This is a genomic window from Nostoc sp. JL23, from assembly GCF_017115065.1.
GTDB classification, from domain to species: Bacteria; Cyanobacteriota; Cyanobacteriia; order Cyanobacteriales; family Nostocaceae; genus Nostoc; species Nostoc punctiforme_A.
This window is the reverse complement of record NZ_JABXKN010000125.1, coordinates 45,630-72,049: the sequence shown is the minus strand read 5'-3', so window position 1 is coordinate 72,049 and position 26,420 is coordinate 45,630. Positions and strand designations below refer to the sequence as shown.

Below are 26,420 nucleotides of genomic sequence, written 5' to 3'. Positions count from 1 at the left end.
TAGTTCATCGTTTTCATCCCTACTTTTATCATAAGTGATTATCCGAACATGATATTACGGGTAAGGGTAACTGTGAAAACAAGTCTGTAAAACCTTGTTAAAAAATAAAGATTGTTTGGCTGCCTTGCCAAAAAACCACAACTCCTAATGAGAAAATAAGACATTCCAAGCAAGCGATCGCCATTTGATTGTTAACAAGCCTGTTAATCAGACCCAATTTTTTTGAGGTGAAAGGCAACCAAAGCCCTATGGGAGATAACGTAGAAGATTAGTGCCTCAAAATACTCCCAAAAGCCAGTCCTTATTTAATAAGTTTTGTGTAGAATTTGATGGTGAGGTTATTTACTTGATTCTCAATTGTACCAATCCAGGTTTCATTTATGAGTCAGTCTTTTTCTCAAAACCAAACAAGACGAAATCGTCAACAGAGACTCTGGCAAAAACAATGGAGTTTAAAAACTAAAGCAATAGTTTGGGCACTAAGTATAAGTGTCCTTCCTGTGGTTGCAATTGGAACAGCTACTTATAAATATGGCATTAATTTAATTAACACACAAATTCCGCAAGTAGGACTTGAGAGTGCAATAAGTTCAACAGAAACTGAAGTTGCTCTACAAAGACAATTGTCACTCTTGTTAACTGGTATGGGAGTGACAGCAATTTTAGCAGGTGCGATCGCTGTTTTTGTGACGAATCGAGTTATGAGTCGAGTCAGCAACGTTGCTGCAATTTCTAATAATATTAAAAAGAGGCTACGTCCAGACAGTGAGTTTACTCAAGTCTTCATCGCTAGCCAAGATGAATTAGTGATGTTAGAGAAAAACATCACCTCATTCACAGACCTGCTTTCGGTTTTGGTAGAGGAGAAAGAAGCCGAAGCTGATTACTCCCAAATATTAATCAAAATTACCCGTTGGGTTCGAGAATCATTCAATGAAGAAGATGTTCTCAAAACTACCTCAGAAGAAATTCGTAAAGCTTTAAGCATCGATCGCGTCACCATCTTTTGCTTTGATTCCAACTATAATGGAACCTTTATCGCCGAATCAGTAGCACCCGGTTTACCAAAAATATTAGGGTTTACAGTCTCTGAGCCTGGATTTGAGGCAGGGTATATAGAAAAATATCAAAATGGTAGCATCCATGCTATTGATAATATCCATCAAGCCAATCTCAGTGATGGTGATATTGAGTTGTTGGAGCAATTTGCTGTCAAATCTAGTTTAGTAGTGCCTATTCTCAAAGGCAAACGGCTATTCGGTTTATTGATTGCACATCAATGTTCTAGACTTCGCTTTTGGCAACAATCTGAGATTGATTTGTTCTCTCAGATAGCCATGCAAGTAGGATTTGCCCTTGACTACGCCAACCTTCTACAACAAGTAGATACCAAAGCAGATAAAGCTCAGGTATTTATCGAAATTACCCGCAGCATTCGCCAATCGCTCAACGAAGAAGATGTCCTCAAAACGACGGTGGAAGAGGTTCGTAAAGCATTGAGTACTGACCGAGTACTGGTTTATAGCTTTTACCCTAATTGGTCTGGAATTATAATTGCCGAATCAGTGGTTCCAGGTTATCCCAAAGTTTTGCGGTCTGAAATTCAAGACATCTGTTTCGGTCAGGGTTATGTAGAAAAGTATCAGTCTGGTCGCGTTGTAGCCACAAACAACATTTATGAAGCAGGTTTGGCTGATTGTCACATTAGCCTGCTCGAATCCTTTGCTGTCAAAGCAAATCTGGTCGCCCCCATTCTCAAAGATGAACAATTATTTGGCTTATTAATTGCACATCAATGTTCCAGACCCCGTGATTGGCAACAATCTGAGATTGATTTATTTGCTCAGATAGCCATGCAAGTCGGGTTTGCTCTCGACCATGCAAGACTGCTGCAACGAATAGAGGCAGAGGGTGTGCAAAGTCAGTTGTTAGCAGATACTATCGGCATCATTCGCCAATCGCTCAACGAAGAGGATGTCCTCAAAACCACTGTAGAAGAGGTTCGCAAAGCTCTGAGTACCGACCGAGTGATGGTTTATAGCTTTGATGCTAATTGGTCTGGAACAGTGATTGCTGAATCAGTTGTTCTCACCTACCCAAAAGTTTTGCGAGCTGAAATCCAAGACCCATGTTTCGGTCAAGGCTATGTAGAAGAGTATCAGTCTGGTCGCGTTCTCGCAATTAACAACATTTATGAAGCTGGTTTGGCTGACTGCCATATTAACTTGCTCGAATCCTTTGGTGTGAAAGCAAATCTGGTCGCCCCTATTATTAAAGATAAAGAGCTATTTGGCTTGTTAATTGCACATCAATGCTCCAGACCCCGTGATTGGCAACAAGCTGAGATTGATTTATTTGGACAGATGGCGATGCAAGTAGGATTTGCTCTCGACCATGCAAGACTCCTGCAAAGAATCGAAGCTGAAAGGATGCGAAGTCAGTTATTAGTGGATATTATCCGCAGCATTCGCCAATCCCTCAAGGAAGAGGATATCATCAAAACTACTGTGGAAGAGGTTCGTAAAGCACTGAGTACTGACCGAGTGCTGGTTTATAGCTTTTACGCTAATTGGTTCGGAATTATCATTGCTGAATCAGTGCTTCCAGGTTATCCCAAAGTTTTACGGTCTAAAATTCACGACCCTTGTTTCACTCAAGGCTATGTAGAAAAGTACCAATCTGGTCGCGTTGTCGCAATCAACAACATTTATGAGTCTAGTTTGGCTGATTGTCACATTAACCTGCTCGAATCTTTTGGTGTGAAAGCAAATTTAGTCGCACCAATTATCAAAGATGAGCAGCTATTTGGGTTGTTAATTGCACACCAATGTTCTGAACCCCGTGATTGGCAACAATCTGAGATTGATTTATTTGCCCAGATAGCGATGCAAGTAGGATTTACTCTCGATCATGCTAGGCTCCTACAAGCGTATCAAACTGCTGAAGCTAACTCTGATGAATAGTAGGAGCGCGCAAATGTACGCCCCTAATTGATATATGTATTTTTACGTTACGCTTAGTGTAATTTTTGACGAAGAAGCTGCCAGAGCGATCGCTAATGGTAAAATTCGATGTTCCTGAATTTGAATCCTGGCGTGGAGTGTTTCTGCTGTATCATCCGGCAGTACTGGTACTGCGGCTTGCATTAATATTGGGCCGCTATCCATTTCTAAGCAAGCTATATGTACTGTACAACCAGTAATTTTTACCCCAGATGCCAAGGCTTGTTCTACAGCATGGATTCCCTTGAAACTAGGTAACAAACTAGGATGGATATTAATAATCTTCTCAGGGAAGGCATCAATGAAAACTGACGTTAATAGTCGCATCCACCCTGCCAAAATTACCCATTCTACATCGTAGTGCTGTAATGTCTGCACAATTTTACGATCAAACTCTTCTCGGTTTTGATAGTTGCGGTGATTTAATAAGACAGTTTCTACACCTCTATTAGCTGCTCTGACGGCTGCTTTCGCCGAGGGATTATTGTAAATTAAAACTTGAATTTGGGCATTTAGCCGTCCATCTTGGATAGCTTGGGCAACTACATCAAAATTGCTGCCATTCCCAGAAGCCATAATTCCTAGTTTTAAAGGAGCGAATTGTTGGTAATCATCGCTAATGTTGGGAGAAATTAAGCTCAGGGTAGAATCAAGGCAAAGAGTCATAACAGCTAAGAGGGTTAATTTATAGATGCCAAAAATATATACTAAGTCGTGGTTGGATAATGATACAGTAGCCGCGTGGATTTTTCTCGCACCAGCATTAATTTTGCTGGGTATTTTTATCATTTGGCCAATCGTCTATTTGTTCTATCTCAGTTTCACTGCTGGTAGTTTCAGCTTAAAAGGTATTTATTGGATAGGCTTAAAAAACTATTGGCGCTTGCTACTCGACCCCGATTTCTGGCAAGTGCTGGGTAACACCTTTTATTTTACTGTTGCCACCATCATTCCCAGTTTAGTTATCTCATTGGGATTAGCAGTACTATTAAACCGTTCCATTCCCTTGCGGGGTATCCTGCGGAGTGCTTATTTTCTACCTTCAATTATTTCACTTGTAGCAGCCGGTTTGGGATTTCGCTGGCTGTTTCAAACATCAGGGCCAGTTAACGGACTTTTAAATTTTTTTGGGATTTCAGAAATCCCCTGGCTAGGAGATACATTTTGGGCAATGCCAGTAATTATTTTAATGAGTATTTGGAAACAACTCGGTTTCAATATGGTAGTTTTTTTAGCAGGGTTGCAAGCAATTCCTTCCAGTCGTTATGAAGCAGCAGACTTAGATGGAGCGAATGCTTGGCAACAATTTTGGTATATTACTTTGCCCGGATTGCGCCTGACTGTGATATTTGCAGTCATTACTACCGCAATTTTTACATTGCGGAGTTTTGAGCAAGTTTTTGTAATGACTGGTGGTGGCCCACTGAATTCTACTAATCTGCTGGTTTACTACATTTATCAAGAGGCTTTTGGTCAGTTTGATTTTGGTTATGCAGCAGCAGGAGCGACTGTATTATTAGCAGTGGCGCTGGTACTAGTTTATTTGCAACTGCAAACTTGGGGAGAGGAGTAGGGGAGGCTGGGGGCTGGGGGCTGGGGGCTGGGGGCTGGGGGGATTTTGGAAGTTGCTGATAATACCGCAAATGTGCAATGCCAAAAAATTTAGTCTATTGAATTGAATTAGAAACAGCTAGAGTTTTTACTTTTTATATAAGCTGCGATATTCCCAAGGATTTATAAATTTAGTATCGCTCCAAACGCCGAGCCGTTGCTCCTTAGCCTTAGCTTCGGCTTGTTGAACTAAATCTTTACTAGGACACTTGTTTAAATAAGGGCGATAGACTTTTGCTAGACCTTCTTGCAACAATACCTGTTGTACAAAAGTGCCATTTTTTAAACGGACTTCGGCAATTTTACGCCCATAACGATCGCTATCGGTAATATTCAAAGTCACGCGATCGCCTCCTTGTTGTACGAGTTGTTGCACCCGTTCTTGGGCTTTTACACCCCAAGTAAATTGATTGCGATCGCTAATGCGTTTACTCTGCTTTTCTTTGTTAGTATGAGCTATTTCTGGTGCATCTACACAAGCAAAGCGGACTGTAAGATTTTTGCCGTTGGTGTCTTTCACTACTAAAGTATCGCCATCACTGACTCGCTCAACCGGTTCTCCAGAAGTACCGATAAAGCGATCGCAGCCCATCAAACCCAAAATTATGATAGTTGCACAAAGCCAAAATCGCACTGGTTTAGTTAATTTCTCCATCCAAACTTACCTGCATTACCTCTGTGGGATGATACTAACAAAATGCAAAGATATATTTGTTAACCGTTAACATACTGCTACAGGCAATTCAAAATTCAAAATTCAAAATGATAAGAACCTCTGGCGGCAACGAATAGAAAATGCAGATTAGTATAAGAATTGTAACCTTCCAATTGTCAGCGGGAATTTCTGATGAACTTCTTGACTAACCTTCTGCATCTAGCTGGTTCAAGTGTCTTTGCCTATTACTCTGCTGCTCAAATTCGTGATTCTAAAACTCGCCCCAACATCCTTGCGGGGTTTCAGTTGGCGGAATCTGGCTCTGTGCCATTTTTATCTGCACTTAGCGATCGCGCCGCAGCAGAAGGCGATACATGGCTAGCCGAAAAACTAGCAAAACATGCATCAGATGAAACTAAGCATGGTCAAATTTTTGCCCACGCCTTACAACAGCTGAATAAACAAGTTATAGATTTCAAGCGTCAACCCCCAACTACATCGACAAAAAAATCACAACAACGTAGTCCTTTTTTCGCAGCATTCTTTGAAGGTTACACTCAAGAACAGCTAAAACCAGCTGTAATTGACTGGGATGTGTTTATGGCTAGCACATACATTCTGGAGTTAGATGCTAGCAAAGACTTTGCCCGAATGGCAAAAGTATTACCTGATAACGAGCCAACCGCTCGTAACTTGAAGTTAGGAATGCTAAGTATTGCCCAAGACGAAACTGGACATGCTGCTTATCTCTACGAAGCGATGATGCGCCGGATGTCTGCAACTGAAGTGCAAAACCTTGTTGATATGTGGCGAACCCGCAAGGTGAACGCCTTATTGGCAATGGTTGGCGGTATCCTCCAGCGTAATGGCGAAACGCGATCGCTAGTCCAAGATAGTGCGCCGTCGGAAATCGATTCTGAGTTGATAGCTACGTAATTATAGATATCTTGAGTAACTAATGATGAACTACCCTTGGCTCAAACTTTCGTTAGCCAGGGGTTTCTTTACCTGAGATTTTTGTTGCTGTATACTACTAGTTTATCGACATATTTTGGTAGAGATTGGAACTCATTATCTCAAGCTTCTTAGACATCCTCTCTAATTATAAAACAAGCGATCGCACTTTGATTGCTTCTGTAACAGTAACAATCAAACATCCGCGTTCAGTGGACAGCAAAAGACAGCAAGTATCTACTGTATTGTCATATTCCCGCAGCTGCTACACTAGTTATGAACCAGTAACAGATAACTAGCGGTATATCCAGCAAACCTGAGCCGGGTTATTCCTACAAAAAAAACTATGAAAGCTGAAGCAGAAAACCATTTCAGGCTGACTTGTGAAGTAGAAACTACCCTAAAAGTGATTGGCGGACGCTGGAAAGTTTTGATTATTAGAGAATTAATGACAGGTGTCAAACGCTTTGGTGAGTTGCAACGAGCTTTACCTGGAGTTACGCAAAAGATGTTAACCCAGCAACTCAGAGAAATGGAGGAAGATGGAATTATTCATCGAGAAGTTTATCCCCAGATTCCACCCAAGGTAGAATATTCACTGACACCTTTAGGAGAAACTTTGCAACCAATTCTCTATGCTATGCACGAATGGGCTGTGCAACATTTAGCTCAAACAAGTCATCATTAATATTGATTATAAATAATAATTGCTAATTGTTAATGACAACTGTCGCGTTACGGCTTGCGTAGTGTCAAAATTGAGGTTTCGGTGCGTTACGCTAACGCGGTAACACACTCTACACTATCTTTTAATTATTGGCGCTTACTTAACTTAAATAATAATTGCTAATTTTCAATTCAAGCAAGCAGATTCATGAGCCAGATATTGAGTTTTGAATTCATTCATTGCTTCTTAAATATTCAATCGCTGCCTCTAATTTTGAAGGGTAACTTTCAGCAAACCTTTCAAACCAAAGTCCTTCAGACGAAAGTGGATCTACTTTGGCTAACCATTCTTTCGCCTGCACTTTTAAACCTTCTATTTGTTTGGCTTTGATTTTTTCTTGTTGAATTCGTTCCTGTTCTAGTTCTTGCTGTCTTTTTAATTCAATAGCAGCATCCTCTTCGGCAAAATCAGCTTTAACATCTGCCAAAAGCTTATCCATAAAAGATGCCGACTTTGGCGATGATGGCATAAACGATTTGGCTGTGGCTGATTTTGACTGCTGTTGTGGTTGTATTTCTTTACATTCAGTTTGGAGTTCAGCTAATAGCTTATCAATGGAATCCATTTTTGCAATTCCTAATAAATAATATAGCTAGTCATTAATAGCATTGAGTAGCACTTCCGATAGACTCAAATCTTCCATATCTTCCATAGTAATGGTGTCACAGATATCAAACTTAGCACCAGCACTTTGGAGTTCATCATCTAAGACTTTCAGAAAGCGGGTAGCTTGTTGATCTGTACCAACTTGAATAAAAGAAATAGCTAATTCTTCATCTCGATCGATGCGACGAGAGGCTTCAATAATTACCCTCATTACTGCTTTGCGATCGTCCGGCTCACCATCAGTAACTACTAAAATTGTTTCACCATTTGGCTTGGTTTGACCGGCTGCTTTGCGTTGAAGGTAATCATCAGTTGCATGTTTTAACACACTTGCCAAGTCTGTTGTACCAGAGGGATCGTTCTCTCGAAAAATTTGTGATACCTTGCTGGATGTGACGTTTTCGTATCGTTTAAATTTACCAGAAAAGACATAGATAGTGATGCCATCTGGGTCAAATTGCTCACACTTACTAGCTAAAGCTAAAGTAGATTCCTGGGCTGCAAGCCATCTAGTTCTACCACCCTTTTGATCTTGGGTTGCCATGCTACCGCTTTTGTCAATAATCAAGGTATAGTCACGATTTTCTAGCATTATTCAATTCTCCAATCTAGAATTAACAGTTACTGAACTATGGGCGATCGCTAAACATACAGCAGATTTAAAGTTGGTGAGGTATACAAGAGAAGTCTGTTACCCAAGTATAAAGCGTGTTTTACTCCTGAATCCTGCTGTATTAATCAGTTATTGCGTTCGTCAATACATCTACAAGACTCATTTCTTCTAAGTCGTCTAAAGTGACGGTATCGCAAATATCAAATTTAGCGCCAACACTTTGTAACTGGTCATCCAAAGCTTTGAGGAACTTAGTTGCTTGGGCATCTGAACCTACTTGAATAATCGAAATTCCTAATTCTTCATCACGTTCCATCTGGCGAGTAGCATGAATGATCACTTCAAATACAGCCTTGCGATCGTCTGGTTCACCATCGGTGATGACTAAAATTGTCTCTCCGTTTGGCTTGGTTTTACCGGCTGCTTTGCGTTGAAAGTAGTTATTGAGGGCATCCTGGAGTACACCTGCTAAGTTTGTTGTGCCAGAAGGGTCATTTTCGAGAAATATCTGGGCGACTTTGGCTGAAGTGACATCATCGTAGCGTTTAAATCTCCCAGAAAACACGTAAACGGTGATGCCATCGGGGTCAAACTGTTCGGCTTTTCTGGCCAAAGCGAGAGTAGACTCTTGAGCGATTTCCCATCTACTTCTACCACCCACTTGATCGGGTGTGGACATACTACCGCTTTTGTCAATGATTAGTGTATAGTCGCGATCGCTCATCATAATCTTCCTTTGATTGTTACCCTGTGGTTCTAGTCTAATCTACGAATTTGACGATACCGTAAGTACTTTAAGGTTTCGTATCAATTATGCTACTCAAAAAAGCCGCATCACCGTTGATGAATGCGTTGGCAACATCGCTACTGTGATTTCGTCGGTCACAGCCGAGAAGAATTAATTGGCAAGTCAGACTATGATTTTTTTTTGCAAGTAGAAGCTGATGTGTTTTAGGAAATAGATGAACTGGTTTTCACGACAAATATTACTAATGAGAATCCCCAGAGAGTTATTCCCGAACCTTAACCTACTGTTTCAAGAATTGTGTAAAGTGATTCCCGTGACCTGATGCCAAAACCCTTCATCCAAATGGAGGGTTTTGAACCCTAAACTTTCAGTTACCCTGAAGTTAGTTGCCTAATTAATATTGATTGTTGCATAGCATAGAATAGATGACTGAACAAACTTCTAGAATTTGTATCCTTGGCGGAGGCTTTGGTGGTCTCTACACAGCCTTACGGTTAAGCCAATTACCTTGGGAATCTACGCAAAAACCAGAAATTGTTCTGGTAGATCAAAGCGATCGCTTCCTATTCTCTCCTTTACTTTACGAATTACTCACTGGCGAACTGCAAACCTGGGAAATTGCCCCACCCTTTGAAGAACTTTTACAAGGAACAGGGGTGCGTTTTTATCAAGGGGTTGTGTCTGGAATTGACATCGACCAGCAACGGGTAAATATCCAAGAAGGCCCGGAAATCCCTTACGATCGATTAGTGCTGGCGCTAGGAGGTGAGACACCTCTAGATTTAGTCCCTGGTGCAGCAGCCTATGCCTACACATTCCGCACAATCTCTGATGCCTATCGTTTAGAAGAACGCCTGCGATTTTTAGAAGAATCGGATGCTGATAAAATTCGGGTAGCGATCGTTGGGGCTGGCTACAGCGGTGTAGAGTTAGCCTGTAAATTAGCCGACAGACTAGGCGAAAGAGGACGCTTTCGGATCGTTGAAATTGCCGACCAAATTTTGCGAACTTCCCCAGAGTTTAATCGGGAAGCAGCAAAGAAAGCTATAGATGCCCGTGGTGTATTTCTTGACTTAGAAACCAAAGTAGAATCAATCGAACAAAATAGCATTTCCCTAGAGTACAAAAACCAGTTAGATACGATTCCTGTGGATTTGGTAATTTGGACTGTAGGAACTAGGGTTGCACCTGTAGTTAAATCTCTTGCTCTCAAGCAAAATCAGCGTGGTCAAATCACCACTACATCCAATCTGCAAGTCCTCGACCATCCAGAAATCTTTGCCTTGGGAGATTTAGCAGACTGTCATGATGCTGAAGGACAGCAAGTCCCCGCTACTGCACAAGCAGCTTTTCAACAAGCTGATTATACTGCTTGGAATATCTGGGCAACTCTGACTAATCGCCCCCTCCTTCCCTTCCACTACCAACAGTTAGGAGAAATGATGGCACTAGGAATAGACAACGCCACTCTCACTGGTTTGGGAATTAAACTAGATGGCCCCTTGGCATACGTCGCTCGTCGTGCTGCTTATTTATATAGATTGCCAACTTTAGACCATCAGCTGAAAGTTGGTTTTAATTGGCTAGTCCGTCCGATTATAGAAATACTTTCTCGATAACTTTCAAAGTTGGGCATTGGGAATTGGGAATTGGGCATTGGTAAAAACCAAGATGTTTACGATGATTTGTTTTATTTCCGCCAATCTACTTAGCAGATGCTAGACTCTACCCACAGAAGCTCTTAACAAGCCAAAATCTAAAATTCAACATTCAAAATTTTCAAAGTTTGATGGAACAACCGAAAGTTATTTTTTTAGATGCTGTGGGTACACTCTTCGATGTCAAAGGTGGTGTGGGCAAAGTTTATAGTCAGATAGCCCAGGAATTTGACGTTACAGTTTCAGCCGAAACATTGAATACAGCCTTCATCAAAAGCTTTAAAGCTGCGCCGCCACCGATATTTCCAGATGCAGAACTGCAAGATATTCCCCAGCGCGAGTTTGATTGGTGGCGGATAATTGCCCTGAACACTTTTGAAAGTGCAGGTGTTCTTAAGGAATTTTCTGACTTTTCGGCTTTTTTTAGCGAACTTTACATTCACTTTGGCACTGGCGAACCGTGGTTTGTCTATCCCGATGTCTTGCCAGCTTTAATCAACTGGCGGCGGTTGGGAGTTACTTTGGGAGTGCTGTCCAATTTTGATTCTCGGATTTACTCAGTATTGCAAAGTTTGGGATTGAGAGAGTTTTTTACCTCCGTCACCATTTCTACCCAGGTACGTGCAGCTAAACCCGACCCGCAAATTTTTGCCATTGCCTTAGACAAACATAAATGTTCCCCAGAGGCGGCATGGCATATCGGCGATAGCATTGTAGAAGACTATTATGCAGCTAAGGCAGCCGGACTCAGAGGCGTTTGGATCAATCGTGACTAGATCGCAAACTTTCATAAACCTTCGGGAAAATAATGGTTTCAGTTCACGCCGATTATAAAACTAACAGGGTTAAACCCAACATGAACAAGGATTAAATGTTGGGTTTTGTTCCTCCTCAGAACTCCGTTCATCCCAATTCCCAATTTCCAATGCCCCATGCCCCATTCTCAATGCTTAATGCTGCCCCAACACTCGTATGATCAACATATCAGGAAAACATAACAGCCAGATTTTTACCGCATAACATGGGCAGTATTTGGGAAATCGATTTTTACTCTCGTCCGATTTTGGACGCTAATCAAAAAAAAGTTTGGGAAGTCTTAGTCTGCGAAAGCCCCTTGGATGTTGGCGCAAAAGTAGACTCTTTGTTTCGCTATGCTCAATATTGTCCCAGTACCCAGGTAAATTCGGGCTGGTTGCGGACAGCATTGCAGGAGGCTATTGACCAAGCTGGAAAAGCACCAATTAAAATCCGCTTTTTCCGCCGCCAAATGAACAATATGATTACTAAAGCCTGCCAAGATTTGGGCATTCCCGCCCAGCCTAGCCGCCGCACTTTGGTTCTTAACCAATGGTTAGAACAGCGGATGGAAGAAGTGTATCCTCAAGAAGCAGGGTATCAAGGGGGGACTAATCCCTCTGTCCGCTTGGAGAAACCTTTGCCGCAACGTTTACCAGATGCTTTGGAAGGACAGCAGTGGGTATTTGTTACCTTAGATGCTGCGGATTTTGCTGATATGCCAGAGTGGGAGATTGGCTTTGGTGAAGCTTTCCCTTTAGAGTTGGCGAAAGTTTCACCTGAAGCCCGTATTCCTGGTATTTTGATTTTCTCATCAAGAGCGTTGCCCTTGGCTGGCTGGATGTCTGGTTTGGAGTTAGCTTTTCTAAGATTTGACAGCAGCGAAGAGGCAAGATTGGTTTTAGAAACTGGTGTAACTGAAAGCTGGATTGTGGCAAATATTAAAAAACCTCAAATCTTAGCAGAAGCTAAAGGTTTTGAAGAAGCCAAGCAAAAAGCGAATGGAGTACATTTTATCGGTGTACAGTCCGATCCCAAAGCAGAATCTTTTGCTGGTTTTTGGCTGTTGCAAGAGGTTAATCTTTGAAAATTGGGGATGGGTCATGGGGCATTGGGCATTGGGCATTTACAAACGACTAATGACTAATGACCAATGACAAATGACTAGATCCGTTAAGACATGACAATGATTTGGGATAATTAACTGCGTCCATCAGTGTTGATCTGCGGTTTCAAATCGTAACTGTAAAGAAACACTGATGATTTTTGGATAGTTATCTGCGTTCATCACTGGAAAGTGCGTAGGCGTAGCCCGTCGTAGACATCGCACTTCTCAAGAGACAGCGTTGATATGCGGTTCAAAATCCACAATTCACTAAGGGTCATGGATTCTGAAAATTTGTCACAAGATACACTAGCCGAACAGTTGCTGGAACTAGCTATAAAATCTGGAGCAGAAGCTGCTGAGGTGTATCAGTCGCGATCGCTTTCTCGCCCAGTGTTTTTTGAGGCAAACCGACTCAAACAGCTAGAAACTAACCAATCTGAAGGTACAGCATTACGGCTTTGGCGAAACGGGCGTCCGGGACTGACGGTGGCTTACGGTTCTGTCTTAGCCGAAGTAATGGTGGAAAAAGCTCTGGCTCTAAGTCAACTAAATCAACCGGAAACTGTAGAATTAGGCTCTAACTTTCAGCCTTCCTACCCCGATTTAGGAGAAAGTTTACCGATAGAAGTTTTGGTGGACTGGGGCAAAGAAGCGATCGCACTCATCCGTGATGCCTATCCCGATGTTGTATGCAATGGTGATTGGGAATGTGATATTGAAACCACCAGATTAGTCAATACCAAGGGTTTAGATTGTCACTACACTGATACAACACTTAGCTGCTACGTATCAGCAGAATGGGTACGCGGTGATGATTTTTTAAGTGTTGCTGATGGTCAAACTAAGCGAGGGGAACTCGACCCAGAGAGATTAGCTAACCAAATTTTACAACGGTTAATTTGGGCTAGAGAAAATATCTCACCTCCTACTGGTCGTGTGCCGATTTTGTTCACTTCTAAAGCCGCCGATATGCTTTGGGGTACTGTGCAAGCCGCTTTAAATGGCAAGCGAGTTTTAGAAGTAGCTTCACCTTGGGCAGAACGTTTGGGTAAGGAAGTAGTGGCACCCAGCCTCACCATTTACCAAGATCCAGAAGCTGGCCCTTACAGTTGCCCTTTTGATGATGAAGGCACTCCTACTCAATCTCTAGTATTTATCCAAAATGGAACTTTACAGCATTTCTATGGCGATCGCACCACCGGCTCCCAACTGGGTACTAACACGACTGGAAATGGTTTTCGCCCTGGTTTAGGTAGCTATCCCACTCCTGGTTTATTTAATTTTCTCATCCAGCCAGGTTCGGCATCGCTGCCAGATTTGATTCAACAATTAGATGATGGCTTGATTGTCGATCAAATGTTGGGTGGTGGCGGCAGTATTTCTGGAGATTTTTCGATCAACATCGATTTAGGCTACCGCGTCCAAAATGGTCAAGTAATTGGGCGCGTTAAGGATACGATGGTTGCAGGTAATGTTTACACAGCCCTAAAGCAATTGGTTACACTAGGCAACGATGTTGATTGGAATGGTTCTTGTTATACTCCGTCTCTGATAGTAGAAGGGCTATCCACCACGGGAAGAAGCAATTAAATAATTCGTAATTCGTAATTGGAGACAGGAATTGTGTAGTAACGAATTATACAAAAATATTTCAAGTTAGTGAAGTACACAACGATTCGTCTCAAAGCCAGGTATAAAGCCTGTTTTACTTCTGAATTCTGTTAGCGCAGCCAATTCTGAATTCGGCTGTATTTTGCTAACGACTTTTAAAAGATCCTCTGAAGATTCCACCGAACAGCTTTTTAGTAAAGATTTGTAATAAAAAATCCAAAATCTAAAATCCAAAATTGGTATGAATCAGCGTTTTCGCACCTGGTGGCAGCCTAGAAGAGGTTTAGCGATCGCCGAAGCCTGTATTATCGGTCTGGTTGCTGCCCTCTCTGCGGTTTTCCTGAAAGTCGGATCGGGATGGCTGGGGACATGGCGAGTGCATACTACCCACCTTTTGCCCGCATGGCTGGTACTACCTGCAATTGGTCTTGTTCTGGGATTTCTGGCTGGATGGTTGGTGGATAGATTAGCACCAGAGGCTTCTGGTAGTGGTATTCCGCAAGTCAAAGCTTCTCTAGCTAATGTGCCTGTGAATTTATCTTGGCGGGTAGCAGGTGTGAAGTTATTCAGTGCCATCATCGCCATCGGTTCTGGCATGACTCTGGGACGGCAAGGCCCTACTGTCCAAGTAGGGGCTGGTTTGGCAGCAGGAATGAGTCGTTGGGTTCCCACTTCTCCAGATCATCGACGGCAGATGATTGCAGCTGGTGCGGGTGCGGGTTTGGCTGCTGCTTTCAATGCCCCGATCGCAGGTGTATTATTTATCGTTGAAGAGTTACTCCAAGATTTATCAGGATTGACTCTCGGAACTGCCATTATCGCCTCCTTTATTGGTGGCGTGATCTCCCGACTTTTGGGTGGTGGCTCTCTTGACCTTAACTTGCAATTAGTAAAATCTTCCAGCCAATTCTCCATCCCAGAAATTCCCTTTTTCATCCTGTTAGGTATTTTGGCAGGCTTGTTTGGTGCATTGTTTAATCGCGGCTTAATATTTAGTATTAAATTTTATCAAAGATTACACATCAGCTTACCGTTGCGGGTGGCTTTAGCTGGATTTATCTCTGGTGTTGTCGTCGCCATGCTCCCTCCATCCTTCCGTGATAATACGGGATTACGGGAGTCATTGATTACTGGAGGTTCCCATCCTAGCGTCGCAGCGATCGCCTTTGCGGCCCAGTTTATCCTCACACTGATTGCATTTGGTTCGGGAGCGCCGGGGGGATTATTCGCTCCCAGTCTGATTTTGGGTTCTTGCTTAGGACACATCATCGGTGTATCTGAGTTATATATCACCGGAGTTGGTTCTCCTACGACTTACGCCCTAGCAGGTATGGGTGGATTTTTTAGCGCCGTTTCCAAAGTGCCAATCACAGCCATTGTGATTGTCTTTGAGATGACTACAGATTTCAACCTGGTGCTACCTTTGATGATTGTTTCTGTTGCAGCTTACCTGGTTGCGGATAAGGTAGTGCCTGGTTCGCTTTATGAGAAACTTTTGGAGTTAAAAGGTATTAGTCTCACCAAAGAAGTTGCGATGGAAGGAGCATTAAGCAAGTTAACTGCAAAAGATGTGATGCAAGAACGGGTAGAAACTCTAGATGCAGAGATGAGCTTGGAAGAAGCAATGCAAGCTTTTGCTCATTCCCATCATCGCGGTTTCCCTGTGGTAGAAGATAGCAAGTTAGTGGGGATTGTAACGCAATCAGACTTGTTAAAAATCCGCGAGATTACAAACCACACACTTAGCGATCGCAATTTAGCCGATATTTTCTTAAAAGAAATTATGACATCTGTCCCGATGACAGTATCACCAATTCACACCCTCAGTAATGTACTATATTTACTCGATCGCTATCAAATCAGTCGCTTACCGGTGGTAGATAGACGAAAACTGATTGGGATTATTACCCGTGCAGATATTATTCGGGCAGAAGCAGATCATCTCAATGGTGAAAATGCGACACCGAAACTGCGACCAGAACCTTCATACATAGTTTACCAAACGCGATCGCCTAGCATTGGTAGAGGTAGATTATTAGTACCCGTAGCAAATCCCGAAACAGCAGGTGTTTTATTACTGATGGCAGCAGCTATTGCCCGCGATCGCCATTATGAAATAGATTGCGTGCAAGTGATGCTGATACCCCGCCACAGTTCCCCATCAGAAACACAGGTAAGAACGGCGAAAAGTCGCCGCTTGCTAAGACAGGCAGAAGTCTTAGCAAAAAAGTGGAAAATTCCCTTGCACACGCAGATTCGAGTTACCCACGATGTGGCGCAGGCAATTTTGGAGACAATCAACGAACAACACATCGACCTAATTTTAATGGGATGGAAAGGTAACACATCTACCCCTGGTCGGATTTTTGGCAGCGTTGTTGACACCATAATTCGCCAAGCCACCTGTGAAGTTGTATTAGTCAAATTAGGCACTACTCCCCACTCAGCACTCCCCACTCAGCACTCATTTAACAGTTGGCTAGTCCCAGTGGCTGGTGGCCCCAATTCACCACTGGCAATTAAATTGCTACCAGCTTTAATTACATTGGGAAAGGATCCGAAAATTCGCCTGACACAGGTGTTTAACCCATCTGAACTCAAGCCAGATATGTCAATTTCAGAACAAGCCATCCGCCATTTGATGCGTCGCCGCAAATTGTCGAGTACTGTAATTGCTCTCCCCATACAAGCTAATTCAGTCGCTGAAGGTGTGATTAAGCTAGTGCAAACCGAAGGTTACGACGTTGTAGTTTTGGGAGCTTCCCGCGAGGGATTGCTACAGCAAGCGATTCAAGGTAATATTCCCGAAGCGATCGCTTCGGGTGTCGAAAGTACAGTTATTTTAGTTAGGGGTGCGATTAATAAATAAACTCAGATCAATTGGCATCTTCTTGCGAGCGCTGTTACAAAACTAGTAGTTTCATAACATTGGTGTTAAGAATAAATATCATACTCCTAAGTTATTAATTCCTATTGGCTTGTTCAACAGCTTGGATAAAAGACTTTTAAAAATATGCGGAAAAAGGGCAGGCCCTGGTAAAAAGATAATACCCAACTGTTGCATTAATCCAAATGCATCGCCTTGCCCCCAATGCTCTACAATTTTGCCGTTTTCAACGCGATCAATATGCATGATTGATAACTTAATTTCTTTACCTGTTGAAGGAAGACCTTGAAATTCACCTAGATGCCTAGCTGTAAATGTTCCACAAGTAACAACTTTATCTCCTTTAACAAGCACTTGATCAAATGTATGTTGACTGTTGGTAAAGGCTAAGTAAAAAGCCATACCAAACTGTTTAAAACCTTCACCATCAAGAGGAGCAGGTGTACCAGCGATATGAGCAATAAAATTGGGTGCGAGAAGCGCCAAGGCTTGGCTAATATTCCGGCTATCGAAAGCTCCATAGAACTGAAGAACGATATTTTTATTTTGTTCAGTTGGACTTATTTCTCTACACATACAATCTGACAAATAGCTTATTTAAGTAATTTATTGTCCCATTCATTGTCCATCTATTATGCTGTTTTGCCCAGCGATCGCCCATTTTACCTATGGTAAAATACACCAATAATCAGAGTAAAAATTATTGGTATTAAGATGGGAATAGCAACTATAAGTCCCCACTTACCAAACTTAATTTCCTCACCCTCAGATTTTAGAAACGCAATCCAACCTACAACTCCCATCAAAACCCAAAGAAACCCAAAGGCAAGAAATATCACAAACACTGAATCGTCCATTATTTTTACCAAATTTTCTTAAATTGTAACTAATTTCCACTAAATAACTTTGCTAAACTTGCACAAAACTGGCTAAAATCAAAAGCTTCAATAGTTTTTTTTTGTAAATATTTGGGTTGGTAAATTACTGGATTAGAGCAATTACCTTGCAGGATTTGAATTAGATTATCGGCAATTTCTTCAACATTATCAGGATCGACCAAACATCCCAACTTCCCGTCAGCTAAGGGATCTATAGAACCATCTTGATTACCCGCCAATACAGGTTTACCACAAGCTAAAGCTTCTAGAAAAACAATCCCAAATCCTTCTCCTTTACTAGGCAGAGCAAAAACATCGCAGAGATTGTAATGATCGCACAATTCTTTATCTGGAACAAATCCGGCAATTGTCACACAATCTTGTAGATTTAAGTTGGTAACTAAAGTTTTAATTCGAGGTATATCATCTCCTTTCCCTGCAAGAATGAAGTGAACATTAGGGAGATACAACCGCACCTTAACTAAAGCATGAAGCATTTGGTCATAACCCTTGTATTTTGCCGTGCTTCCTAACCGTGTTACTGTTAAAATTACAGGCTGTTCATCTGTTAAATTATATCGCTTCAGTAAGTAGCTAGGTTTAGAATTAATTGAAAAATTACTCGCATCAAATGTATTAGGTAAAATAACTATTTTTTCGGAATCAATATTTGTATCTTGAAGCAAGCGCTGGCGAGTATAATTACTAACACTAATGATTTTATCTGCTTTTTCTAAAGCTAATTTTGTTGCCTTGTTTTCGATATTCCAAACTTCTAAGCCATGAGCAACTACCCAGTAAGGAATTCCAGTGAAAAGTTTTAAAATATAACAAACAATAGCATAGTTAACATGAGTGGAAATGACTATAATAGGATGTTGAAGAATAGCTAAAATAATTATTTTTGTGGCAAATAAAATTGGTTGTAGTAACTTTGGTAAATCTCCAAAATAATGAAATATTGTCGAACTTAAAAACTGCAATTTACCTGGCTGCTTTAAACTATACTTATCATATTTTAGAAACACATCATAATCGGCTTCAGGATATATATATTGTAAAGCTTGCAGCAAAAATTTTGAGTAAACTTGAATACCTCCCTTGAAATCAAATATATTCGGAAATATTAAGTAAAGACGAGGTTTAGCACTCATAGTTTTTTGGCATTTTCAATAATTTCAGGTTTTAATTGGGTGACAACATCTTTTCGAGAATTGATAGCCGCTGCTATAAAATAAAACTCAATAGTTGTAAAAGTATAGTCTTCAGTAAAAACATCTGGAATTTGAGACACTAAAAACATAATAATTGGAACAGTAATTAAAGGATTAGCATACTTAACTTTCAATGCTATTTTCGCTAAAAAATTAGTAAATAGCAATAATCCAGGAATTCCTTGTTCTGCTGACACATTTAAAAATATATTATGTGCGTGATAACTTTTCTTTCCCCAAACTTTCACTCCTATCTGGTCTGGAAAAACTCCTATACCTATACCAGTAAATGGTCTTTTAATAGTTTCATTAATAGCTGCCTGCCACATTTCAAACCTTGTAACACCTGTTCCTACAAGAGTAATAATCTTTTTACCATGTGGATTTAATAAATTTGAATTTTCTGTAAATACATTAGTTAATGGAAATATTTTACTATCTGCCAAACCAATTCGCCGTGTAGAAACAGGTACAGTTACAATGAATAAAAACAACAAGCTGATTAGATAAATCATTTTTCTAAAACTAATAATTTTATATATCAACAAAAGAAACATACCAATTATGAAAATTACCCAACCATTCCCGCTGGCAGATAAAGCTAAGGGAATTACAAAAATTAATTCGCTTATATGTAATTCAATTTTAGAAATATTATTCTGTTTTTCTAAAATCAGGCTTAAACATAATCCAATGGCGACTATGACCCCAAACTGATTAGGGTTTTGCATAATTGAACCAATCTCAGGATAAAAGCTGGGGAACTTTAATGATTTAAAAATCCAGTTGTTGGGAAGTAAAACCTCTAAAAAACCCAAACCTGCAATTATCTGTAGCAAGTATAATATGCAACGATAATAGAATGTTAGAAATAGTGTTGTTATATTTTTAAAGGTTAATACTAAAAAAGCAAAAAATAATATGTAATAAGTTGAGTATTTTAGACTATAAGTAATAGCAATATTTGGAAACTCGCTCATTAATGAGGACAGGCACATCCACAAATACATGAGACTTATAGATATCAAAATTATTTTATGCTTCTTAACAACTTCTGGTAGAGATTTGAAAGATAAACTAATGATCCCAAAACTAAATGCAGGAAGTAATAAATAATGAATGCCAATATTTATTCCTGGAAATTTAATTCGCCCTAAAAGTGAAGAAAATAATATAAGCAGAAAAAATATATTAATCATAAACTTTTGTTTAAAGATATTTTTTTGACAAAAGAAAACCTATATAAACCTACTTTTGCAGGTTTAGGGATAGATTTTGATATTTTTTTTCAAGTTATAATCCTGAGTACGTAGAGAATATTAGCATAATACAGTCTTCGCCAATATCATCTTTTTAAGCTAGGATTAATTTGAGATTTTTGCACAGCTAAATATTCTTTCTGAGTAGAACCCGAAAAAGTCGCAATCTATTCCGAATGTACATTATCAGATATTTTTAATTAATCATCTGCCAAATTTTGAGAATGTTCTCACCACTTCCACCACCGGCAATGGTTTGTCCATCTGGGCTAATGGCAACGGCATAAATATATCCAGAACCTGTCTCCAAAGTGCGGATTTCCTTTCCTGTGACTGGGTTCCAAAGTTTGATTGTCTTGTCACTACTGCCACTTACAAGGGTGATACCATTTGAACCTACCCTTGGCAAAAAGGCGACAGAATTAACCTTATCATTATGTCCTTTTAAGGTGTGGATTAACTTTCCTGTTTTCAAATTCCACAATTTAATTGTCTTGTCTTTACTACCACTGGCAAGGATGACGCCATCGGGAGCAAAAGCGACTGAAAGAATCGATTCTGGATTTCCCTCTAAGGTGCGGATTAACTTTCCTGTTCCCAGATTCCACAATTTAATTGTTTTATCCCAGCTACCACTGGCAAGGGTTTTACCATCAGGACTGAAAACTACAGATGCAACACCACTCGTATGTCCCTCTAAGGTGCGGATTAACTTTCCTGTCTCCAGATTCCATATTTTGATTTTCATATCCTTACTAGCACAGCCACTGGCAAGGGTTTTGCCATCAGGACTGAAAGCTACAGAAGTAACTCCGTCGCTATTTCCCTCCAAGGTACGGATTAACTTTCCTGTCTCCAGATTCCACAATTTAATTGTCTTGTCCGCACTGCCACTAGCGAGGATTTTGCTATCAGGACTGAAAGCTATAGTCCAAATCCAATTGGAATGTCCTTCTAAAGTGCGGATTTCTTGTCCACCCGTCAGATTCCATAGCTTGATTGTCTTATCATCACTGGCACTGCCAAGGGTTGTACCATCAGGACTGAAAGCTACGGAATTCACGTCACTAGAATGCCCCTTGAAGGGTTTGGGTAGATAAGAATTTTCTGAGACGTTTTTTTGGGGCTGAATAGGCTGAGAAATAGGCTGAGAAATAGGTTCAGGAACCTCGCTGACTGTCTGGGGACGAGACTGAAAATACCAAACTCCCCCTAATCCCAACACTAAAATGCTAGAACCTAACAGCAGTTGACTTTTCAGATTGTTATTTGATTTTGGTGAAACTGGCACCTTGTTTGCTGGGGTAGCTGCAAATGTTGGTGTCAGTATAGTTGGGGGTACTGATGACAATGGTGGTAGTTGAGGTCTCAAGTCATTGATGACTTCATCGGCCGATTGATAACGCTTTTGGATGTCTAGTTGCAACAGCTTATCCAAAACTTCACCCAACTCTACAGATATTGAAATTCCGTCTCTACCTGAACTGGTTAAATGTTGCCGCCAAGATGCAACCCAACCATAACCCTGGTGTATCCACAGTTGAGATGGGCGAACCCCAGTCAGGAGATGAAAACAAGTAGCCCCCAAACTGAATAAATCACTGGCTGGGTAAGCTTTTCCCTCTTGCATCTGTTCAAGTGCAGTGTAACCGTGTGAGCCAATCACAGTGCCCATTTTAGTCTGCACTGTTGCTGTCAGCAGCTTGGAAGCTCCAAAATCAATGAGGATTAATCGCCCATCACTTTGACGACGAATAATATTCTGTGGCTTAATATCCCGGTGAATCACTCCCCGCAGATGGATAAACTTCAGTACCGGCAGTAAATCTAGTAAAAGTTGGCGAATCTCTGTTTCGTTATAGTTTGCCCGCGTTTCCGATTCTTTGAGCAAGTTTTGCCCATCGATAAACTGCTGCACCAAAAAAAGATAACTATTTTGCTCAAAATAAGCCAATAAAGTTGGAATTTGCGGATGTTCTGCCAGTTCTTGCAGTCGGCTCGCTTCTTGTTTAAATAGTTCAACGGCCTTGGTTAGCGGCCCAGTTCCCTGAAGTTTTGGCGCGAATTGCTTAACAACACAGCATTCATTCAGTTTGTGTACATCTTTGGCTAGATAGGTTCTACCAAATCCACCTTCGTCTGATAAAACCTGAGTAGGACGATAGCGACCTCCTAGCAGGGGTATCAATTCCGCTCTACAACTGTGGCAATAGTTGTTTTTATCAGGATTTAAGGGTTTTTCGCAATCGGGATTCACACAACAGAGCATACTGGGAATCCATTTCAGTTGGGGTATATATTCATCTTAAGTCATGCAGTATAATCTCTCTTGTTAGTAAATATCACTGAGACACCATACAAATCCCCAATTTCCTTACCTCATCAGGTATTGAACAATTTAGATAACTTGAGATAACTTGCAAAAAATTGTGTTTGAGCGATGCCTTTTGACTAATTGATGGGCGTCAGGTTTGCTTGTGTATTACATCTGTGTGAGCCACTTAGTCAGGTTTTCAAAAATATCTGGGCAAAAATCCGAAAAGCAGCAATCTAAGTTTGTAGCTCAGTATATACTTACGAAATTGAGATTTTCTTTAGTAGTCTAAATTGAAAATATAATTTTTCCGATTTGATTGTGGCAAACATTTGGGTATGTAGGATATACGAATTCATTTGATTACAGGCGATGCCTTTAGCAAACCGCTAAGGTATATACGCTAAATTCCCCTTTCAATTTAAATAACTGCTGCGGTTAAAACAGCAACTAGTATTAATTTTGTCTTTCAATAATAGACAAAATTATCAGCAAAATTAGGAGCGTAATTATGCTATTAGACAACAAAAACTATCGTCGCAAATTAAGTCATGTTTTAATTGGTTGCGTGAGTAGTAGTTTGTTAATCACAAGTAATGTGCTGCCTATAAGTGCTTTGGTAAAATCTCAAAGTTCTCAAGACTTCATAATTGCTAAATCACCAGATGAGAGACAACCAGAAGCAGTAAAAAAAGGAATTGAGCAAATTCCTCCTTCTCAGGCATCAATATCTCCAAGACGGAAGATATCTATTGAGTCACCAGTACAGCAAACTCCTCGCGTATCGTCTAATACAGAAAATTCTCAGCGAGCTTCCAGCGTTTCAGATAATAGCTCTACTCCTAGATCGTCTAGACGTAGGACTTATAACTCCAATTCTAATCGTTCCAATAGTGGTGGTGCATCTAGATCCTCTGGAACTAGAACTGCAAATTCAAACGCCAATCGTTCTAATGGTGGTTCCAGGAGAGTTCGCAAGCCAAGTTCTAATGTCGCTACAACTGGGAACCAAAATCTCGATAATTCAGCGATTTCTTCACCTGCAACACCAACTTACAAAGAGATTAACTTTGTAGATGTTGCATTAGGGATTTTAAGTAAGAGTGACTTTCAATCTGAAGGTAGATATTTTCATTTCTATGAGTTTGAGGGCAGAGAAAATCAATTAGTTCAAATTAGACTGATTGGCAGTAATGATACACGCAGATATAATAACTTGAGTTTAAAACCCTTGTTGTTTCTGCACGATCCTGATAACAATATTATTGTCAAAAAAGGCGCTTTGGATAAAAGCAGTGGTGGCGATGATGCATTTATTTTTGCGCGACTGCCTAAGAATGGCATTTACAAGATTGCTGTTACTAGTCAAGATCCTGGAGATACAGGCCGCTATAGCTTGGCTCTGAGGAATGATAGAGCTAGCTATACTTTAGATGAATCAGACCAATTAACTGCCAAAAGCTCAACCCTGAAACAAAATGGAGGCGCTTACAATGTTTCTAATTTCCAAGGTAAAAAAAATCAGCTGATAAGTATTCGTGTTGATAGTGTTGATGAAGAGTTTTCTCCTTATGTAGCTTTGCTAAATTCTAAAGGACAGACGATCGCGATTGATAAAGACAAAGACAAAAGTGGTGTCTACAGTGCTTTAATTGACCGAGCTAGGTTGCCTGAAGATGATACATACTATATAGTTATTACTTCCAAAAATCCACAGGAACGCGGTAAATATAGATTGACTATTTTCTGAAGTAATTACCGATTCTGGTATCGAGACTATTGCTATGAGTAGGATATAGCCCGGAATGTTTTTTTATTTACCGTAATAGTCTCGATGCCATTGTACAAAGTTCATTTAAGGGTTATTGGTGTAGATAATTGGTCTTTAAAGACGCGATAAATCGCGTCTCTACATGACGATCCTCTTGGGAATTTACCGCAGATTTCAAGGCATATATTGCGCTGTAACGTCCACTTAAGTGCAGTAATTCTTGATGCGTACCTTGCTCTAAAATCTGTCCGTCTTCGATGTAGAGAATTAAATCGGCTTGTTCTACGGCTCTAAGATTATGAGAAACTACAAAGGTAGTGCATTTTTGAGTCAAGCGATCGCTAATATAGTAATTTAATTTTCTTTCAAGAGCGATCGCTATTTTCTCCAGCCACAGGGGATTTTGCCCACAGGTGAGAACTGAATCGCTCACGCTGCGAAACAATTATGGTTATTTCTGCTTTATTCATGGTTCAAATTCTGTTTTTACAAAATGAATTCCTCTCTTCTCTCTGTGTTCTCTGCGCCTCTGCGGTTAATTATTTATTTAACCGCAGAGACACAGAGGGCGCAGAGAGAGAAAAAAAGAGTTTTGACGTTCTCTATACGAAATATATTTCGCCTAACAAACCTGCATTAGATATCCCTAAGACTCGTTGGTAAACATTCATCCAGTTTTGATATTCCACTGATGAGCTATTTTCAGGTAAATAGACCACGCGGTAGGGGCACAAGGCCTTGCGCCCCTACTTCGGTGAGAAAATTGGACAGCTTGCAGTCTAACAATTGGATAAACTTGTTAGAAAACATTAAGGGTTTATTTCCATGAGTTGGTTTTTTTCGACGTTAGGAGTTTTGCTGGCACTAATAACACTCTTGCTAGGGTTGTATCTAATTACTGCTAGGCCTTATCAATCATCTAACTCTGTAGCCAATTCCTATGACGAATGGACTGAAGACGGTATTTTGGAATTCTACTGGGGTGAACATATCCACTTAGGTCATTATGGTTCGCCACCACAACGAAAGGATTTTCTGACTGCTAAATCTGACTTTGTGCATGAAATGGTACGTTGGGGTGGTTTAGATAAATTACCCCCTGGCACGACTCTCTTAGATGTTGGCTGTGGAATTGGAGGTAGCAGTCGCATCTTGGCACGAGATTACGGTTTTGCAGTCACGGGTATTACCATTAGTCCCCAACAAGTCCAACGCGCCCAGCAGTTAACCCAAGAGGAACTTAATGTGCGGTTTCTTGTGGATGATGCGATGGCACTTTCTTTCCCAGATGCTAGTTTTGATGTAGTTTGGTCGATTGAAGCTGGGCCACACATGCCAGATAAAGCCATTTTTGCTAGAGAGTTGATACGGGTGCTAAAACCGGGTGGAGTGATGGTTTTAGCCGATTGGAATCAGAGAGACGATCGCCAAAAACCGCTCAATTTTTGGGAGAAACGGGTAATGCGGCAACTATTAGATCAGTGGTCGCATCCGGCTTTTTCCAGTATTGAAGGCTTTTCCGAGCTTTTGGCAGCAACGGGATTAGTTGAGGGGGAAGTAATAACGACAGACTGGACGGAACAAACACTTCCTTCTTGGCTAGATTCCATCTGGCAAGGAGTGACTCGACCAGAGGGATTGGTGCGTTTTGGTCTATCTGGTTTCATTAAATCTCTGCGAGAAGTACCTACTCTCCTACTGATGCGGCTAGCATTCAGCGCGGGTCTGTGCCGATTCGGAATGTTCCGCGCAATCAGAGCTAACTCGTTGCAGAAATCAACTAAGCAGTATAGTTTAGTTAGCAATTCCTGATCGCCTCGTTAGTTTTAGAGGTTGCGAATTCATTCGCTAGGGCAAACTAATTGACGCGATTGGTATTAGGTTCGCAAGCGATAACCCATTCCTCTAACGGTTTCAATGATGTTACTGCCTAGTTTCTTGCGGAGATAACCAACATAGACAAGCAAGTACCAGAGCAAAATCCGGGTGCGTGCTTCTCCAAATACTTG

General features: G+C 40.9%; 22 protein-coding genes and 1 pseudogene. 12 read left to right on the top strand and 11 right to left on the bottom strand.

Features of this window, described 5'->3' with window-relative positions; all coding sequences use genetic code 11:
* Window positions 1-380 precede the first annotated feature (380 nt).
* Window positions 381-2,963, top strand: coding sequence for a GAF domain-containing protein (locus tag HWQ42_RS25455; RefSeq protein WP_292817009.1), 2,583 nt, complete (start codon window positions 381-383; stop codon window positions 2,961-2,963).
* Window positions 2,964-3,005: 42 nt separating this feature from the next.
* Here the strand turns inward: HWQ42_RS25455 and purN are convergent, their stop codons facing one another.
* Window positions 3,006-3,668 (bottom strand): phosphoribosylglycinamide formyltransferase, encoded by a 663-nt coding sequence (gene purN / locus HWQ42_RS25450; RefSeq protein ID WP_292817008.1) that lies wholly within the window; start codon window positions 3,666-3,668, stop codon window positions 3,006-3,008.
* 25 nt (window positions 3,669-3,693) lie between these two features.
* Between purN and HWQ42_RS25445 the strand changes: the two genes are divergently transcribed.
* Window positions 3,694-4,575 (top strand): carbohydrate ABC transporter permease, encoded by an 882-nt coding sequence (locus HWQ42_RS25445; protein ID WP_292817007.1) that lies wholly within the window; start codon window positions 3,694-3,696, stop codon window positions 4,573-4,575.
* 126 nt (window positions 4,576-4,701) lie between these two features.
* Here HWQ42_RS25445 and HWQ42_RS25440 read toward each other — a convergent pair whose 3' ends face one another.
* Entirely contained in the window at window positions 4,702-5,268 is a 567-nt protein-coding gene (locus tag HWQ42_RS25440) for a thermonuclease family protein (RefSeq protein WP_292817006.1), read from the bottom strand.
* A 192-nt stretch (window positions 5,269-5,460) separates the two neighbouring features.
* On the opposite strand from HWQ42_RS25440, the gene HWQ42_RS25435 reads away from it, so the two are divergent.
* Window positions 5,461-6,204, top strand: a complete 744-nt coding sequence (locus HWQ42_RS25435) for a ferritin-like domain-containing protein (RefSeq protein WP_292817005.1) — start codon at window positions 5,461-5,463, stop codon at window positions 6,202-6,204.
* Window positions 6,205-6,568: 364 nt separating this feature from the next.
* Window positions 6,569-6,910, top strand: coding sequence for a helix-turn-helix domain-containing protein (locus HWQ42_RS25430; protein ID WP_292730101.1), 342 nt, complete (start codon window positions 6,569-6,571; stop codon window positions 6,908-6,910).
* 211 nt (window positions 6,911-7,121) lie between these two features.
* Here the strand turns inward: HWQ42_RS25430 and HWQ42_RS25425 are convergent, their stop codons facing one another.
* From HWQ42_RS25425 to HWQ42_RS25415, 3 genes are all read right to left on the bottom strand, one after another.
* Entirely contained in the window at window positions 7,122-7,514 is a 393-nt protein-coding gene (locus HWQ42_RS25425) for a hypothetical protein (protein WP_292817004.1), read from the bottom strand.
* 27 nt (window positions 7,515-7,541) lie between these two features.
* Window positions 7,542-8,147, bottom strand: coding sequence for a VWA domain-containing protein (locus HWQ42_RS25420; protein WP_292730107.1), 606 nt, complete (start codon window positions 8,145-8,147; stop codon window positions 7,542-7,544).
* A gap of 142 nt (window positions 8,148-8,289) precedes the next feature.
* Entirely contained in the window at window positions 8,290-8,895 is a 606-nt protein-coding gene (locus HWQ42_RS25415; protein WP_104910068.1) for a VWA domain-containing protein, read from the bottom strand.
* A 446-nt stretch (window positions 8,896-9,341) separates the two neighbouring features.
* Here HWQ42_RS25415 and HWQ42_RS25410 point away from each other — a divergent pair, with 446 nt between their 5' ends.
* The 5 genes from HWQ42_RS25410 to HWQ42_RS25390 all read left to right on the top strand — a co-directional run bounded on the left by HWQ42_RS25410 (window position 9,342) and on the right by HWQ42_RS25390 (window position 16,957).
* Window positions 9,342-10,535: an NAD(P)/FAD-dependent oxidoreductase gene (locus tag HWQ42_RS25410; RefSeq protein ID WP_292730115.1), complete on the top strand. Its 1,194-nt coding sequence runs from the start codon at window positions 9,342-9,344 to the stop codon at window positions 10,533-10,535.
* Window positions 10,536-10,705: 170 nt separating this feature from the next.
* On the top strand, window positions 10,706-11,350 hold the full coding sequence (locus HWQ42_RS25405; protein WP_292730118.1) for an HAD family hydrolase: 645 nt from the start codon (window positions 10,706-10,708) through the stop codon (window positions 11,348-11,350).
* 245 nt (window positions 11,351-11,595) lie between these two features.
* Window positions 11,596-12,456: a Tab2/Atab2 family RNA-binding protein gene (locus HWQ42_RS25400; protein WP_292817003.1), complete on the top strand. Its 861-nt coding sequence runs from the start codon at window positions 11,596-11,598 to the stop codon at window positions 12,454-12,456.
* 297 nt (window positions 12,457-12,753) lie between these two features.
* A complete protein-coding gene (locus HWQ42_RS25395) occupies window positions 12,754-14,067 on the top strand; it encodes a TldD/PmbA family protein (RefSeq protein ID WP_292817002.1) in 1,314 nt (437 codons plus the stop codon).
* Between the two features lie 262 nt (window positions 14,068-14,329).
* Window positions 14,330-16,957 (top strand): chloride channel protein, encoded by a 2,628-nt coding sequence (locus tag HWQ42_RS25390; RefSeq protein WP_292817001.1) that lies wholly within the window; start codon window positions 14,330-14,332, stop codon window positions 16,955-16,957.
* Between the two features lie 78 nt (window positions 16,958-17,035).
* Here HWQ42_RS25390 and HWQ42_RS25385 read toward each other — a convergent pair whose 3' ends face one another.
* From HWQ42_RS25385 to HWQ42_RS25370, 4 genes are all read right to left on the bottom strand, one after another.
* Window positions 17,036-17,551 (bottom strand): ester cyclase, encoded by a 516-nt coding sequence (locus HWQ42_RS25385; RefSeq protein WP_292817000.1) that lies wholly within the window; start codon window positions 17,549-17,551, stop codon window positions 17,036-17,038.
* A 310-nt stretch (window positions 17,552-17,861) separates the two neighbouring features.
* Window positions 17,862-19,007 (bottom strand): glycosyltransferase family 4 protein, encoded by a 1,146-nt coding sequence (locus tag HWQ42_RS25380; protein WP_292816999.1) that lies wholly within the window; start codon window positions 19,005-19,007, stop codon window positions 17,862-17,864.
* Window positions 19,004-20,266, bottom strand: coding sequence for an O-antigen ligase family protein (locus HWQ42_RS25375; RefSeq protein WP_292816998.1), 1,263 nt, complete (start codon window positions 20,264-20,266; stop codon window positions 19,004-19,006). The genes HWQ42_RS25380 and HWQ42_RS25375 overlap by 4 nt, the downstream gene beginning before the upstream one ends.
* A 256-nt stretch (window positions 20,267-20,522) precedes the next feature.
* Window positions 20,523-22,595 (bottom strand): serine/threonine-protein kinase, encoded by a 2,073-nt coding sequence (locus HWQ42_RS25370; RefSeq protein ID WP_292816997.1) that lies wholly within the window; start codon window positions 22,593-22,595, stop codon window positions 20,523-20,525.
* A gap of 556 nt (window positions 22,596-23,151) precedes the next feature.
* On the opposite strand from HWQ42_RS25370, the gene HWQ42_RS25365 reads away from it, so the two are divergent.
* Window positions 23,152-24,390 carry a peptidase gene (locus HWQ42_RS25365; RefSeq protein WP_292816996.1) on the top strand — a complete coding sequence of 413 codons (1,239 nt, stop codon included), beginning with the start codon at window positions 23,152-23,154 and terminating at the stop codon, window positions 24,388-24,390.
* A 112-nt stretch (window positions 24,391-24,502) separates the two neighbouring features.
* Here the strand turns inward: HWQ42_RS25365 and HWQ42_RS25360 are convergent, their stop codons facing one another.
* Complete coding sequence (locus HWQ42_RS25360; RefSeq protein WP_292816995.1) at window positions 24,503-24,844, bottom strand: hypothetical protein; 342 nt, start codon at window positions 24,842-24,844, stop codon at window positions 24,503-24,505.
* 14 nt (window positions 24,845-24,858) lie between these two features.
* Between HWQ42_RS25360 and HWQ42_RS25355 the strand changes: the two genes are divergently transcribed.
* Together HWQ42_RS25355 and HWQ42_RS25350 are read left to right on the top strand one after the other, a co-directional pair.
* Window positions 24,859-25,074, top strand: coding sequence for a hypothetical protein (locus HWQ42_RS25355; RefSeq protein ID WP_292816994.1), 216 nt, complete (start codon window positions 24,859-24,861; stop codon window positions 25,072-25,074).
* A 162-nt stretch (window positions 25,075-25,236) separates the two neighbouring features.
* Window positions 25,237-26,223 (top strand): methyltransferase domain-containing protein, encoded by a 987-nt coding sequence (locus tag HWQ42_RS25350; protein ID WP_292816993.1) that lies wholly within the window; start codon window positions 25,237-25,239, stop codon window positions 26,221-26,223.
* A 65-nt stretch (window positions 26,224-26,288) separates the two neighbouring features.
* Here HWQ42_RS25350 and HWQ42_RS25345 read toward each other — a convergent pair.
* A pseudogene (locus HWQ42_RS25345) lies at window positions 26,289-26,378 on the bottom strand (winged helix-turn-helix domain-containing protein); the annotation flags it as partial.
* Window positions 26,379-26,420 lie beyond the last annotated feature (42 nt).